Annotated in this window: 12 protein-coding genes and 1 pseudogene; 6 read left to right on the forward strand and 7 right to left on the reverse strand. The window is 38.6% G+C overall.

The annotated features are described in order from the left end of the window. Window positions 1–105: 105 nt before the first annotated feature. The 6 genes and pseudogenes from LGZ99_RS08695 to LGZ99_RS08720 all read right to left on the reverse strand — a co-directional run. Window positions 106–1842 (reverse strand): beta-ketoacyl reductase, encoded by a 1737-nt coding sequence (locus tag LGZ99_RS08695; protein WP_036837882.1) that lies wholly within the window; start codon window positions 1840–1842, stop codon window positions 106–108. A 155-nt stretch (window positions 1843–1997) separates the two neighbouring features. Beyond that, window positions 1998–3314: a condensation domain-containing protein gene (locus LGZ99_RS08700; RefSeq protein ID WP_051769287.1), complete on the reverse strand. Its 1317-nt coding sequence runs from the start codon at window positions 3312–3314 to the stop codon at window positions 1998–2000. Between the two features lie 541 nt (window positions 3315–3855). Beyond that, on the reverse strand, window positions 3856–5334 hold the full coding sequence (locus LGZ99_RS08705; RefSeq protein WP_036837932.1) for an MFS transporter: 1479 nt from the start codon (window positions 5332–5334) through the stop codon (window positions 3856–3858). 50 nt (window positions 5335–5384) lie between these two features. Beyond that, a complete protein-coding gene (locus tag LGZ99_RS08710; RefSeq protein ID WP_023045697.1) occupies window positions 5385–5990 on the reverse strand; it encodes a DUF1062 domain-containing protein in 606 nt (201 codons plus the stop codon). A 294-nt stretch (window positions 5991–6284) separates the two neighbouring features. After that, a complete protein-coding gene (locus tag LGZ99_RS08715; RefSeq protein ID WP_051769290.1) occupies window positions 6285–7883 on the reverse strand; it encodes a bifunctional metallophosphatase/5'-nucleotidase in 1599 nt (532 codons plus the stop codon). Between the two features lie 135 nt (window positions 7884–8018). Next, window positions 8019–8210 (reverse strand): annotated as a pseudogene (locus LGZ99_RS08720) (Mor transcription activator family protein); the annotation flags it as partial. A gap of 674 nt (window positions 8211–8884) precedes the next feature. Here LGZ99_RS08720 and LGZ99_RS08725 point away from each other — a divergent pair. The 6 genes from LGZ99_RS08725 to LGZ99_RS08750 all read left to right on the forward strand — a co-directional run bounded on the left by LGZ99_RS08725 (window position 8885) and on the right by LGZ99_RS08750 (window position 14785). Continuing rightward, window positions 8885–9664 carry a glycosyltransferase family 2 protein gene (locus LGZ99_RS08725; protein WP_036837885.1) on the forward strand — a complete coding sequence of 260 codons (780 nt, stop codon included), beginning with the start codon at window positions 8885–8887 and terminating at the stop codon, window positions 9662–9664. Next, on the forward strand, window positions 9654–10763 hold the full coding sequence (locus tag LGZ99_RS08730) for an MFS transporter (RefSeq protein WP_036837888.1): 1110 nt from the start codon (window positions 9654–9656) through the stop codon (window positions 10761–10763). The genes LGZ99_RS08725 and LGZ99_RS08730 overlap by 11 nt, the downstream gene beginning before the upstream one ends. Before the next feature lie 12 nt (window positions 10764–10775). Continuing rightward, a complete protein-coding gene (locus tag LGZ99_RS08735; RefSeq protein ID WP_036837891.1) occupies window positions 10776–11990 on the forward strand; it encodes a hypothetical protein in 1215 nt (404 codons plus the stop codon). Between the two features lie 19 nt (window positions 11991–12009). Next, window positions 12010–12858 carry a hypothetical protein gene (locus tag LGZ99_RS08740; RefSeq protein WP_036837893.1) on the forward strand — a complete coding sequence of 283 codons (849 nt, stop codon included), beginning with the start codon at window positions 12010–12012 and terminating at the stop codon, window positions 12856–12858. A 74-nt stretch (window positions 12859–12932) separates the two neighbouring features. After that, entirely contained in the window at window positions 12933–13583 is a 651-nt protein-coding gene (locus LGZ99_RS08745) for a nucleoside/nucleotide kinase family protein (protein ID WP_036837895.1), read from the forward strand. A 197-nt stretch (window positions 13584–13780) separates the two neighbouring features. Further along, on the forward strand, window positions 13781–14785 hold the full coding sequence (locus LGZ99_RS08750) for a hypothetical protein (protein WP_262979036.1): 1005 nt from the start codon (window positions 13781–13783) through the stop codon (window positions 14783–14785). Here LGZ99_RS08750 and LGZ99_RS08755 read toward each other — a convergent pair whose 3' ends face one another. Beyond that, window positions 14786–15817, reverse strand: a complete 1032-nt coding sequence (locus LGZ99_RS08755; protein ID WP_262979037.1) for an IS630 family transposase — start codon at window positions 15815–15817, stop codon at window positions 14786–14788. It lies immediately after the preceding gene. Window positions 15818–15843: the final 26 nt, after the last annotated feature.

The raw sequence follows: 15843 nt of genomic DNA on the forward strand, positions 1-15843 counted from the left end.
AAGCTCCATAAATACTAAACAGTATCCCTACCCTCTGGTCACGCCAGCCTCGTCACGGAAAGGGCAAGGTTTGTGCTTGGTGTTACTGCATCAGCCAACGGCTCGTCAGAAATAACGCTTCAACTTTTCAACAACTTCAGAAATGCTACAGTCGTCAAAAAAGACCGATATTGGTACTAATTTCCCAATGTTCCCCCGCAGCCGTTGAGCAATCGCAACAGCCGACATGGAGTCCATATCAATCTCACTCAACTTCGTGTCGGCAGTGACTTTTCCTCCTGCAACAAGTTTCTTCAGCTCTTCTATCACTATTTCCGTCATTGCGTTGCGTTGCTCCTCGTGCGAAGGTTGCCCAACAGTGACCATAGCATCACCACTTTGAGCAGCTCCCAAAGCAGTCTCTATACCATTCACAGGCTCCCGAGAGTCAATAAGTCTCTCCAGAGCAACACGGCTAAAGTTTCCGGCAATCAGTCCTGGATAGTGATGAATATTCTCTCTGGTGACGGTATCCATGACATCCTGGATATCCAGGAACAACAATCCCATTGCTTCAAGTCTGCTGAGGTGCAACGGATTGAGACGTGTGGTCATCCCACCACGCCAGGGTTCCCACGCAATAGCCGTACCTGGAAGCCCAGCTGCTAGCCGATATCGCATCAAAGAATCCACGAATGAATTCGCGGCAGCATATGCCCCCTGCCCTGCAACGCCAATAATCCCCGTTAATGAAGAAAATGCGATGAACCAATCTAGGCTTAACCCTTGGGTAACCAAATGCAAGTTCCAGGTCCCCGCAATTTTCGGACGGAAAATTTTTTCAACCGAATGGCTGTTTAAAGTGGCAAGCACTCCATCTTCAGCAACGCTTGCCAGATGATAGATTCCCCGTAAGGGATGACCCGTCCTATCGATACGCCTCAACACCGCCTTGACATCCTCAATATCGGCAATATCACCCTGGAACAAATAGAGATTGAAATTCTGTGCTTTCCGTTGCTCAGACTCGGTGATCAAATTAGCTGGCGGAGCAGAACGTCCCATAAGCGTTACATGTCTTGCTCCTGCCGCAAAAAGATCCGCAGCCAGCATGCGTCCGGTCTCGCCAAACCCTCCGGTAATAAGATAGTTTGCATCCTGTTTTATCTCCGCCTTTTCATGGCTAATGGCTAAAGATCCAACCTGTCGCTGCCAAATGCACTGATCATCAATGAGAAACTCTCTCTGCTCACTCTCATTTGTCATAATGGCAAGAACCAATGCGATTTCTTCATCTCCAACCCGTTTAAAAGGCAAATCAATCAAACCGGTTTCAACAATGGGATACTCTCTCGCAATAACCCGACCTAATCCCCATAAACCACTACCAGACAAACCAACCGTATCAAATTGCTCGCCAAAGACTTGCACACCCTGAGTAAGGATCCAGAGTTGCGGTTTTGCCTCATGACGGCATTCAGCAACTTTGTTAGCAATAAGACGTAAACTTTCGAATTCGTGTAACTCATGAGCCACAATATCTGAAGCACTCAGAAGCTTCTCGTGGCCGGCTAAATAGAGCAATGTGCCCGTGGCTTCCATCGAGTCAAGTTGGGAAGTCAAATCTGCATCAAGATCAAGAGTAACAACATCAATTCCCTTAGCCTCAATTAGTCCCTTCACATTGTGGGCAAAATCGGTATTTCTGCTAATGACAGTACATTTAGTTAATAACGGAGCGTTGGGAGATGCGACATGACATTTCACCCAATTCAGATTGAACAGTTGAACGCCACTCTCTTCCAAATCACGAATGACGGGTTTGAGCGGTGACACTTCACGCCCGTGAATTTCTTGACTCATCAATATTCCCCCTTCTCAAATGTGCTGGCGACCAACGCCAACGCTTCAAACAACTAGGCAATGCATCCATACCAAAATCCTCTCAATAACGATCAGATCCAGGGAACAACAGTGCTACTGATGAAACCATAAAAGACGAAAAACGGTAGGGTATGCTATTGATAACCAGAGTAAGACGACAGTTCAGTTCCAAACTCGCCGATCATTTCTAACCAAAGGATCATTAAACGGGAGGGTAAAAACTGAAGATTACAATCTGGCCTGGAAGATATTGTGACATCCATAGCGCTGGCATATATCTCTATATCCATGCTCAATGGTACATCTTGCGCATCTTCATCTGGCTTCCCAATACGTATTTTTTCAGGAGCCAGTTCATAACCAATAATATTGGGCGATCGTCGTTGATCACCAACGAAATTGAAAGAAATCGCAGGAAGCTCAGGCCACCCAAATGCAGAATCAGGCACAAAGTAGGTAGCCGCATAATCCGCCGCTTTTTCCATAGCGCCATTCAATTCTTGCACCATGTGCTGAAGGGTATTATCCAGTGATAGGTTCGGGTCAATATGAAACTTAACTGTGATTGGAAATGATACTGACCCGACAAGATTAGCAACTGAGGTTTCCCAGTTACCAACAAAATGAGGGCTGACCCACAAGAGCATATCCAGATTGCCTTTGCCGAAAACCGCCGCCAGGGCCTTTAACCAACTACCAAGCAGCAAATCTGCAACACTGACACGACGTTGCTGGGCCAACAGGCGTATCCTCTTTAAAGCCTCATCGTCAAGCTGCCTGACTTCTGTGATAGCCTCGGCTAATCGGCTAATGGGAAGTGACTCAACACATCGCTCACCAAGAATATTAAGTGTAGTATTTTCAATTGATTGTTTAATATCAGGAATAGCCGCTTTTGCGATTTGCCTATGCCGTTCATGCAGCTCGGCGCAAAATTGCTCATAATTAGTGGTCTGTTCAAGATTAAGAGGCTGACCATTCACAGACATTCTGTACGCCTTTGAGAGATCCCGCCATAAAATCCGGCTGGAAATGCCATCACACACCAGATGATTGAATATCAATACCAACCTTTGCTCACGGGCACAATCGCCATCAAACAAGCAATAACGCAACAGTGGAGGATTTGCCACATTCATAGTGGCTCTAACTTCAGCGATATAATTTGATATTAAACGCCGGCGATCATCTTGACTACCTGTTGGCTCTCTGACTTCAAAAACCTGGCGCAACAATTCGCTGCTGGGAGGTACAAAGTCCATCTCCATATTCATTCCATTACCGATAAATCGTGCTCTCAGAACAGCATACTTATTCAACAAGTATTCAATCGCCACCCTGAGATGAGCAGGCGCCAATCGTTCCAAGGGCATTAATACTTCACCGACACATAACTGATCAATGTCCAGCGAATATCGCAAGTCATATAACTGCCCTAACTGAACACGCATAACCTTCACCTTTCCATTACAAGCCCTACGGGCGGAGACGAAAATTAAAACGTTGTGCCGACTCCACACTATCCTGCATACAAGCTAGTTGGATAACACAGCGTTTACTTTTGACTACCAGAGAAAGCGAACACACAGAGTAAAAAAATAAGAAGTAATAATTTGCCTACCCTACATGGAATGATCATTAGCGCCATTTACTACAGTCATAAACAACATAGTGACGATTTTAAAAGTAGCAATAAAAAAAGAAACCTCCACGAATCAATCCAAATATTTGAACTAAACCAGAATAATTAAGATATTATTACTATCAAATAAGTACTCTTTTTAATAAAAACGAGTGATAAGCCAATCAGCCCGTCAGAAACCCCATATACATCGAAGCGCACTCACCGATCAAAAGAGAAGAAGCCACAAAAATGTGGCTTCCTATTAAAAAGCACCTGCGAAATCAATCTATTCACCTATTTCACCAGGTTGCATACCATCTACTTTGATTCAATTACGCAATGATGAATCGAAGAATGAGAGGAGTCACTCAGGAAGAGCGGCGAAAATTAAACCATACCAACGCAGCCATCGCCAGAAGAAACAGGGATGCGGCCCCCATCACAGAAAAAACTGCATCGTCGAACGCTGACCTGGCAAGGTTTGCGAGAGCCAAACCAGCATCAGGCGCCATTCCTTGCGCAGCTATCAAAGCGCCATCAATACCATCTCTGGCAGCATCATTAACTGGAGAATCAGCTGGAAGCTCAAGGGTATAACTATAAACGGCCGACATGATACTCCCCATTATTGCAATGCCCAATCCACCACCCAACTCATAGGAAACCTCTTCAACTGACGCGGCCATACCTACCCGATTTGGCGGTGTAGCCTGCATGATAGTACTGGACGCAGCAGTCATTGTTGCCCCGAGACATGTTCCTAGCACAAAGAAGCAAATTATCTGCAAAGGCAAGGGAGCTGAAAAACTGGCCATGAGTGCAAGTATGGCAAAGGCATACATCAACAAAGATGTAATGAGCAATCGAGCACTCCCCAAACGAGGAAGAGCCCAACCACTCACAGGACTCGCAACAATTGCGCCCAATGAGAATGGCAAGAAATAGAGCCCCGACTGCAAGGGTGTTAATGACAATACAAGTTGCAAACGCTGACTTAAAACCAGATTAATTCCCATCAAACAGGCGGAAGCCACCAACCCAGCGATGACTGAAGACGAAAAAGCCGGACTTTTGAAAATGTCGAAATCAATCAACGGATGCACACTTCGCTTCTGGCGTCGAATGAATAACAGCAGAAACCCCACCGTCAAAGTGAAAGTCACAAGTATCCCGATATAGGAGGGCTCTCGCTTGGCGAACTCCTTGATGGCATAGGCAAAACTGATCAAGACAACCATGATCTGCAATGAGCCGACAAGATCCCACGGATGAGACGAATCTGTCTTAGAGGTTGGGACAAACAACCACGACAGAATTAATGCCAAAATCACAATAGGAACATTGATGAGGAACACCGATCCCCACCAAAAATATTCAAGCAATAAGCCCCCAATAAGTGGCCCTACTGCCGCGCCTCCAGAGGCAACTGCTGCCCAGATCCCAATTGCGAATGATTTCTCGTCTTCATCATCGAATGTCAAGGCAATAATCGACAGTGTGGCAGGCATCATCGTTGCCGCCCCGACCCCCAACAATGCCCGGGAAACAATCAACATTTCCGATGAATAAGAGTAGGCTGCCATCAAGGATGAGCATCCAAATATCATGAGACCACAAATCAGCAACCGCCTATGTCCGACACGATCTCCCAAAGTACCCGCCCCCAACAACAGCCCAGAGACGACAAGAGGGTAGATATTTACTATCCATAACTTTTCCGTTGTGCTTGCGTCCAAACTATGAGTCAGACTCGGAAGCGCCGTATACAATACTGTCATATCGACAGCGACCAGCAATAACGCAGCTGAAACAGTAGAAAGCACCCACCATTTCTTTACAATATTCATTTCACTCATCCATTCTTACTTTTATGTCATCTCCGGGAAACCAGATTAATTCAGACAAAATTATTATCAGACTCTTGCAATAAATCGTTAACATTGATGCTAAGAGTGATATCACGCTTTAGCTTTTTATTTAATTCAATTGTAGTTACCCCCTGAATAGCGCCTTGATCAACGAGCTTAGTTACTCGACTACGTGACAACGAAAACTTCTTCGTCAGAATTGAGATAAGTCTGATGGGAATGGGATATTCAAGCTGAATCGTAATCTGTACGGCCGGTGTTTGAGCCATATCCTGAAGTTCTTTACCTTCTATGATAAAGTCAGGGGAATCGCCAAGTTCAGCTTTGTTTTTTGCCAACACCCGATAATCAAAGGCATATCGTCGAACTTCATCTTGATCATTGTGCAAAAAGCGTTCATACAAGCCGCCATCTAATTTATTAACATTGACCCTCGAAAAAATATCAATATTCCAAGTGTAATCACACTTTTCGCACTTATAGATGTTCCACACATCCAACACTTTTTTTTGCGCATTAACCCTGAATGTACCTGCTGGATAAAACTCCTTTTTCACCTCACAGCTAGGGCAACGTTTCAAAATGGCCTGATAGCCTACAGGCCTCACTAACCATGTAACATTTCTATTTGTCATGATAGATCCACGTTTTAATTGGTTAAGTTACGGCTAAATTGGTCAATTTAAAATCTAAACTTGATGATATTCTATAACATCAGATCTTGAAACTATTTATCAATTCGTTGCTTAAGTGATTTTAATATTTTTATTTTAGGGATCTGCGGATAAAACGGGGAGAATCGGGATGTGGTACGGTAGAACATTGTTCCCCGTTTCCACATCCCGCTCAATAAGCCAGAAAGGCAATTCATTTAAGATCTATTTCATTGGGCATTATTAACAAAATAACCCAACGAAACAGGTTGTTGATTATTTTTCACCCATATCAACAATACGAGCTTGTTCAGGATAAGCAATGGGTGATCTTTCAGCAAAATATTTCACCACAGCATCGACATCCGGCACACCGTATATAGGGTCAGTACCCTCTTTAAACACAGAGAAACTACTCCCTCCGGTTGCCAGAAATTCATTAGCCACCACACGGTATTTCCCTTTTAATTTAACAGGCTTGCCGTTAATTTTCATGGAACTGATAATGACACGATCCCCTATTGGTTTAGAACTATCCCACTGATATTGGAAGCCACTCGAAACCGCCAAAATTTGCGGCTCAGAACGATCCCATTGTTGTTCCAACAGGCGTTTAATTTGCTCACCAGTCAAGGTTTTGGTCAGCAATACATTAGAGAATGGCTGAACAGTGTAAATAGCATTGTAAGTGACATCACCACCAACCAGATCAGCACGGATACCACCGTTATTCATAAACGCAATTTGAGCGCCGCCGCTCTCTTCAGGCGCAGCGGTATACAGATGAGCATCCGCAATCACTTTCCCCAGAGAGGATTCACCCGCACTATTGGTTTTCCGGCTCAAATTACGATCCAACTTACCAATCACACGGTTTTCCAATGGCGTTGCTATTTTTTCATATGCATCCAACATCTTGGTGATTTCTGTATCCTTGCCATATTTATGATTATCTACCCAAATATTTTTTGCTTCGAAATCAACAACATCTTTGGTGATTTTATCCAGTTTCAAATCCAGATTAGTTATCAAAGCACCATTAGCCTGAGCAGACGTGACCGGCTTACCATTAATCACACAGTTATAAGCCTGATGCGTGTGACCACTGATGACAAAATCAATCTCTTTGTCCAGTTGGTTAACAATATCCACCACCTTACCGGTTACCTCATTACAGGCGTTGACATCAATATTGCCGCCATCATGTTTCTGTTCAGCACCTTCATGAATCAACACCCCGATTGCTTTAACACCTTTTTTCTGTAACTCAGGCACCAAGGCGTTAATCGTCTTAACTTCATTAGCAAAGCTCAGACCTGCGGTTCCTTTTGGCGTCACAATCTCTGGCGTACCTTCCAGAGTCAGGCCGATAAAGGCAACCGGAATACCCTCAAATTTTTTGATGACATATTCAGGAAACAGAGTCTTACCTGTTTCGTTAACCGTTACGTTTGCAGCCAAATACTGGAATTTCGCACCGGTAAATGAATTTGGTCCCTGACAACCCGTCACCGGATGGCAACCCCCATTCTGTTTACGCAACAGCTCGTCTTTACCTTTATCAAACTCATGATTACCAACCGCTGTTGCTTCCAGGCCTGCTTTGGATAGAGTTTCTATCGTTGGCTCGTCATGGAACATGGAAGACAATAATGGGCTTCCGCCAATCATATCGCCGGCACCAACCACGATATTGTTAGGTTTTTCTTTTTTCAGTTCTTTAATCAGCGTGGACATATGTTCAATGCCCCCCGGCTTGTTTGGACCCGGAGCTTTCAACGCACCGTGAAAGTCATTTATAGCCAGAACACGGACATCAACCTCACCGGCTTGACCATAAGTAAGATATTTGACAGGGAACTGAAAGATAATTATGGGAAAAACCTGGACTAAGTTGGAAGTTATGGAGACTCAATTGTAAATCCTTTTCAGTATTTGAAAGGCAGACCAAACAAGAATCATGCTTAGTTTGCCATCTAATTTTACTAAGCTCAATCAGTTTGACCTAGCCTATTCAGACTCGTCATCGAATAACTTACCTTGCAGGCGATCGAGTTCCTCCTTTCGAATACGCTTCACTACGCTGTAAATCCATTGAATAGAAACACCAAACTTATGAGCCAGATCATGATGATTTTTACCATTAAACTCGTTGAAAATCTCACGATCACGGAGGCTGACTTTCCAAACCATGCCCATAGGAAGTTACAGATAATCTACAACCAACTTTGCTCCAACTTACCAACTGCATTCCACTAGATTTATAAACCAATCTCAATACTGTCTGAAAAATAGTATGAACCTGCTGGATAGGTGAGTCATCAAGATCGCTTATAACCCGTAACTGGTTGCACTGAGTTTCGGCGATAATCAACACCAAATTAAAATCGATATCACATTATTAAATAAAACACAAGAAAAAACAAAAAACTATTATAACTAAAATTTCACAAAAATTAATAAATAATTCTAAAACTTTAAATTATTTTATAATTAAACGATATAAATACAAGATCGATCGTTACTATCGATCGATCTTGAAATATTAATTTAAATTATAGATTAGACCTTAATTTCTTTTTTATCCAATATAAGATTATATAAATTACTGTAAAAGGAGCACTGAAGAAGATAATTATTAATTATAGATTTTACCCATTATAATAATTTTTATTTTAATTAACCGTAAAGGAGTACTAAGTATGAATGGTAATAAACAGCTGCGTTTAAAAAATTAACATATTCAGTGCGGTAGCTATTATTTAATTTAAAAATAACTAAAAAAATGTATATATATTAATAGGTAAAGAAAAGTGATCTTTCTCAAAAACAGACTTTAGCTTAATAGGTTGTATAAATAGAGGAGGTAAGCAACTTTGTGCCAGTTTTCAATAATTATCCCAACCTTCAATAGAACAACATTATTAAAATCATCAGTCAATAGTGTTTTAAAACAAGGTATTATAGAATTTGAAATAATTGTGATTAATGATTTCAAAAAAAGTATTCCAATGTCAGGTCCACTTTTAAATAATAGAGTAAAAGTCATTGAAAAGAATTTAGAAAAAGGTGCTGCTTTCTCCAGAAACGTTGGTTGTGAAGAGGCCAAAGGGGAATACATAACATTTTTAGATGATGACGACACAATGAAAGATGGATATTTATTACAACTCGCAACGCTAATAGATAAAAGGAGAAATGAAGATGAGTTTTACTTCTGTGGCATTGAGCTCTATGAGCTTAATAGTGATGGTAAATTACAAACAGGGAGAATAGTTTTCGAGAACAATGAAATCATTACCGAAAAAAGCATAACAGATGCTCTGTCTATTGGTACAGGGTACGGACTTACATGTAGAAGAAAAAAATTAGAGGAAATAGGCTTTTTTAATGAACATTATAAATATATAGAAGACACAGAATTGATATTAAGGTTACTGCAATCAAATTCAAAGCCTTTTTCAATACCAGAATGCTTTATAGAAGTCATGAAACACAACAAAAACCAATTGACTTCATCTGCCAATAATAAAAATAGAGCTTTAGAGTGTAAAAAACTTCTAAGAGAAAAAAAAAGTTTTTTCAAAAAACATAATAAAGCTAAAGCTCAGATAATAAACCATTACAAATATTTAAGAAGCGAATGTGAAATATAAATATTTTTTTCTTTGCCTTATCGAATCAATAACAGTTTCTTCTGTTATTAATCTTTACCCATTTATTATTATGGAGAAGAACATTATGCAAAATCCAGGTGTTATCATTGGGATATCTGCAACAATGTTTTTCATTTCTAGAATGGTTTTATCTCCAATAATAGTATATTGGCTAAATAAATATATTAAAGGTCAAAGTTATACTCTGTGTGTTTTGATGAGTTTCATTGAAATGTTAATTTTGTATACATCAGAAAACATTATCTCCTTGTTTATTGGAAGAATTATCTGTGGTGCCTTTAGTCAGTCACAATCCATTATAATGCAACATCTTTCAGAGCTTAATAAAGACGGTTTTCTAAAATTGTCAGGATTCATCACAATAGGATTTACAATCGGAAGTGTACTTTCTAGTTTTTTTATTAGATATTCCGGAGTGGAACAAACTTTATTTGTAGCCATAATAGTTTCACTTTCTTTAATCATAACTAGTTTTAGTAACCCATTACCAAACTATAAAGCAATAAATGAGATGGCATCTACTTCATTTAAAAGCATAAATATATTAGATATATCTTTAATCCTTCTATTGATTGTACAAGCGACAATTCCTATATATCTCAGTTATATGCTGGTAAAAATTTGGAAGTGGGCTATAAGTGAAGCTGCACTTGCCATGACTTTTTTATCTATTTCAAGTATTATTGTTCAATTCTTAACGGACAGAATATTAGCTAAAGGTAGAATCAACGAGATAAGTGTTTTATATTTTAGCACTTTCTTCGGACTGTTAGCATTCCTATTTCTTACTTTTAGTGAATCAGATTATTTTATTTGGTTGTCTTTATTCTTTATATCACTGCTATCTCCCTTGATTCCCCTAAAACAAAAACAATTTTTTTCAATTAACGAAGATCGAAGTGTTGTTGCTTACTCTATTATAAGTGGGATTTCTGGGTGTATATCTTCTATGATAATACCGGCTATGACTGCACTGAATATAAATCAAAGTATGATTTTTGTACTGTGTGTGTTTGCATTAGCTTTCCACTTATTTAAATTAAATGTGTTAGTTAAGAAAAAACACATCAATAATTAAGGTCACGTATTTATGTTATATCAAGGAATCCTATACAATAGAGAAACTTTTTTAAAAAGAAGAGAAGCCAAATTTCATAACTGGGTTTCTAATTCATCCGTTTACAAACTGGAATCATTAGATCCTATTGATTGCATTAAACGAAATATCAACATATTAAAAGCCATAGCTCCAGAGCTGTTTTACTCTTATCTTATTACTGATAATCTTGAACTACAAAAGTCTACTCAGCATATTGCATACTCACGACTATTCAACTATGAGGCAGATACAACAAGAAGATCACATGAAGAAGTGGATGCTATCTCAGTAATGTTTAAACGGATATCAAAGACTACCATTCACTTTTGGTTCAAAATAAACCATTATTTTTCTGATGCAATTTCTAATAGGATTATTGCTGAAATTTTATCATCATCACACGATATCAATGTGAACAGCTACAATAAAAATAACATATATAGATATATCTCAGCTAGAAAAAATGACAATCTAAAAACCACAAATTATCTTGATCAGTTTATCAATGCTTATAAAAAATGTAATATTGAGGAAATCGAACAGAAAAGATTTTCAACGCAGAAAAAACACCTGGAATTAACGTCTGAAATTATAGACTTGAGGATCAACTCTATAAGCTCAGGTAAAATTACACCTGAAGTAATCGTAAAATGTCTAGCTTTAACGGTAGAGAAGTTTTTCGGTTATACTGGTCTATATATAGGGATAAATTCACATGGCAGAGAGCCACTACAAGGTATTAACCCGTTAAAAACTATCGGATGGTTAAATGAATTAAGACCATTCATTGTAACCCCCAACATCAGTGGCCAATATTGTACAAGTGATATTTCCAATAAGCTCCTGAAAAATACACTGTATGGAAGAAATCTTTCTTCCATTATAAATGCTTCTTTTGAGAAGACAACTCCTGAAAAATTAAGGTATCCTTCTATTTGCTTAAACATAACTTACACTAAATGGTTTAAAAATTTAAATTTCATATCACCTCCAATTAATAGTACAGCGCTATGTGACAACGGTGCTTATAGGATTACAGATATAGGTGTCGGAGTACTGATAGAAGATCATTCCACAGCTATTAGCTTTGACTATTCAAATGAGAAATATAACAGAGACGAAATTAAAAAAATTATTAGAATTTTTATTGGCTTTTTAACTAATGAGATAAATATATCAAATCAAGTAGTATGTAAAACTCTATAAATTATCATAGGATTAAAAAATGGGATATATATCTGAAGATTTATTCACCGAATTACTACTCAAAGAGTCTGGTTTGGATCCTAATAAATCAGAAATTTATAAAAGAAAACTAGACATAAATTCAATATATTATTTTGATGTTTCTAGTCCAGGAAATTTGGTAAGGGATATTAATGGAAAACCAAGACGTAAGAATATGACATATAGAGAGTATTTTGAGGCATTAGGTATTGCTGATATTTCAAAAGAGCTCAATACCTCATATTTGGCTTCAGCATGCTATAGGGTCGTGAATGCGTGGGGATTTATTGGGATACAGATTGGTGAATCAGCTTTGTACTCTTTAGGAGTATATATACCCAAAAAAGAAACTTATAATGAAGAATGTCTACCTTGCTATTATGACCATGTTTTTGGAGATGAAGTCTGGTCGAACGGTAGAAAAATAAAAAAATATACTCACAATGACTGCAAAAAAAATTTCTTTTGTACTAGTGTAAACGAGTGGAAAGGATTATTTACTGGAAAATACGACATTCACTCACTCGAAGATATTTTTATACCATATAAGCAAAAAGTTTTGATATATAACATATGGAAATATGGTGTAGATAGGTTATGTGAACTATTGAGATTGAAAAATAAGGACTTATCCCTATTAACTGAACATATGAAAGGTATTAAAGATCTTCCAACCAATATCACTGAATCATCATTGCTAGCTGCAATTCATTTACTTGGCCCTTATAAAATATATAGACACATCATTAGTTATGATCAATGTTGTGATGAAACCGGTACAACACTAGATGATTATTTAATTAAATTCTCGGGCCTATCAGTAGTTGAATATGAGTTGCTTATTTAAAATCAATTTACTCCTTTTATATTATAATAAGGATATATATCCACAATATAGTTTTCTTGATAGGAGAATAAATAATGTTTGTATCAATAGAAGGTGTTGATGGTTCAGGAAAGAGTACTTTGTTTAACCGATTAAAGTCACACTGTTTAGAGTACCAATATGACAAAGTGATTTTTATTGATAAAAAAAATCCAGAATTTAAACACAAATATATAGCTAGTCATATGGCAAATATAGGTGATGTACTGTGGCGCTATGATGCAAATTCTCCAATGTGGTTACTAGGGGATGAGCATTGGTTCTCTCTTTTATCGTCATGGTTTAGCGTTATTGATCACTGCATAGTTAAACCAAACTTAGCCAAAGGAAATACTATCGTAGTCAACAATTGGATTACAAAATATATCGCTCGTTTTAACTTAAAACCTAATTTTGATATTGGTGCTTTCAATAAGTCAATTCAACATTTATCAAGACCAGATAAAATAATCTTTCTTGATATTGACATAACCAATGCAGCACTCCGTAAAGGAAAATTTGAGAGTTCTGAAAGTGGTCTAATGGACGGAAGAAGTTCTATAACTATGGATGGTTTTATCCAATATCAAAATTTAGTATCTAATAGCTACATTAATGAGGTGAAAAAACTTAACACTTACAAGATAAACGTAGATGAAAAAAGCCCAACAGAAATATTCGATATTGTAAAGTCACAAATATTCTAATCCCTTAATGTATTGAATGAGGTATAATCATGTACTCAAAAAAAACTGAAATAAACCAGTTTATTGATGGTATAAGTAATCTACATTCCATGTCTTATCGATATATTAATTATTTGAGCAGTAAGGTTTGTTGGATTATAGATACATGTCGAATGTACTCAGTTAAATCCCTAACTGTTTGTTCAAATAATCAGTTCATGACCGAAGGTACTTTGGTTTTAAAAAAAACAAATAATAAGAAAAACAAAAGACATAACTATATAAGGCCAGAATTATATATATATGAAAAAGACATGACTAGGAAAGCCTATTTAAAAACCACTCCTGGGCGTGATTATATGGAGCATTACTACTCAATGATAAGAGATCACTTATCACATAGCAAAAATGAATTCAGTGTAAAGTTAGATTACAGCCAAAGTGAAGAGTCAAAACTCATAAAAGAGTTGGCTTCGGAGCTGCCAAAAAACAACGACGCAGATATAATTATTATTGGAGATTTCACATCGTTATCAAGTTCTTTATCTAGAAAAAAGAGAGTCTTGGTAAAAATTTGTGGGATTAATTTTTCACTCGAAAAATATAAAAACTTCGACTTGCTGGGTATACATTTCAGTTTTTGGGGTAACTTATCATATTTCCTTGTTGAGCTCCTATTGGAGCTTGGCTATAAGGAAATAATCTATATAGGAAAACTAGGTTGTTTAACTTCTGAATCACACCTATATAATAAGATTTTTTCACCTAACGAATTCTTTATATTTGACAAAGATCAAATGATATCAAGAATAACTTTAGATAAAAAAGAATTACAGTCAATATTTCCTGAAGTTTGCACTGGTAAACATGTATCTGTACCCAGCGTTTCAGAAGAGATATACTATCAAAAGCAGATATTTGACCGTATAGGAATAAATAGCATAGATAATGAGATATCTTATATGGCAAGTGCAGTACATAAACATAATTTGAAAACGAGGAAAGACTGCTCTTTCTATTCACTACATTATGCTACAGATTATTTACCCAACGCAACAAACATGAATGAGAAATTCGACTTCGATTTATCTAACTGTTCGGATGAAAAAGCTAAAGAAAGAAAATCCAATGTTATTGAGAATATTTGTGATATTCTCATAAGGTACCTAGATACAAAGTTTTCATCTGATTATTGGTTCTTTTTTTATAACATCTATACCTAATTAACCTGAAGATGCAGGATTCAGCATCTGAAAATTGTCGTTAATACGATGCCTTAATTCCCCTGCTATCGCGGGTAGCGTGCGGTCAAAAAATCCGGTTATCGCCGCTCTGAAATCTTTCGCGGTGGCGAAGTAGCGATTGTTACGCACATGCTCATTCATCACCTTCCACAGCCTTTCTATCGGGTTCAGGTTCGGGCTGTAAGGCGGCAGATAATGCAACTCAATATTCATCACAAACGCCCAGTCCTGAACCAGCCATGTCCGGTGGTAAGGCGCTCCATCCAGTATAAGATGCACTTTCTGCGAGACAGGATACGTCTGGCGTATCGCGATGAAAAACTGACAAACCGTCTCGCTGTTAATCTGCTGATATTCACGGGTCACTGTACGCGCGATATCGTTCAGATTGAGCGCGCCGATGATGTTCATTCTGGTACGGCTGCCCGTTGTTTCAACGGTTTTTCGCTCACCTTTACGCAGCCAGCCGTAGCTCAGCTTTGTTGACTGCGTCGGGTGAACCGCATCCATAAACAAAATAGGGTCATGGTCACTGGCGGTCTGCTTCAATTCTTCATACTTTTCGATAAATTGCCGCTGTTTCTCTGCGTCAAATTTATGCGGAATACCTGCCGGCTTTTTGTACGTAAACCCGTGACGGTGAAGCCATTTGTTCATGCCGGGAATGGTGTAACGACTCTCCCACCTTTCTTCGACAACACGAATGACAGCCTGAGTGGTGGGCTGAGGATTGTCAGTCAGATACGCGATGAGTTCTGCTGTCTGCGCTTCGCTGAGATGGCTCTGAGAGCCGCCATTTTCTGGTTTTAGCTTGGCTTCATTAAGCCAGTCATTGAGGTGACGTCGGACGGTGGTTTCGTGGATAAGCTGCGAACGGGCGATCATATCGGGAGACCATCCATCAGCCGAGAGCAAAACGCATCGTATGCGATCGCAGATATGACGATCCCTGCACGTTCGATGCAGGTTGATGAGTTGTTGTTTTTGCTCTTCGCTGAGATAAATAGCCATACCGTTAGGATGATCCTTATTTCAGG

The sequence above is a fragment of the Photorhabdus temperata genome, assembly GCF_025384845.1.
In the GTDB taxonomy this organism is placed as follows: Bacteria; Pseudomonadota; Gammaproteobacteria; order Enterobacterales; family Enterobacteriaceae; genus Photorhabdus; species Photorhabdus temperata.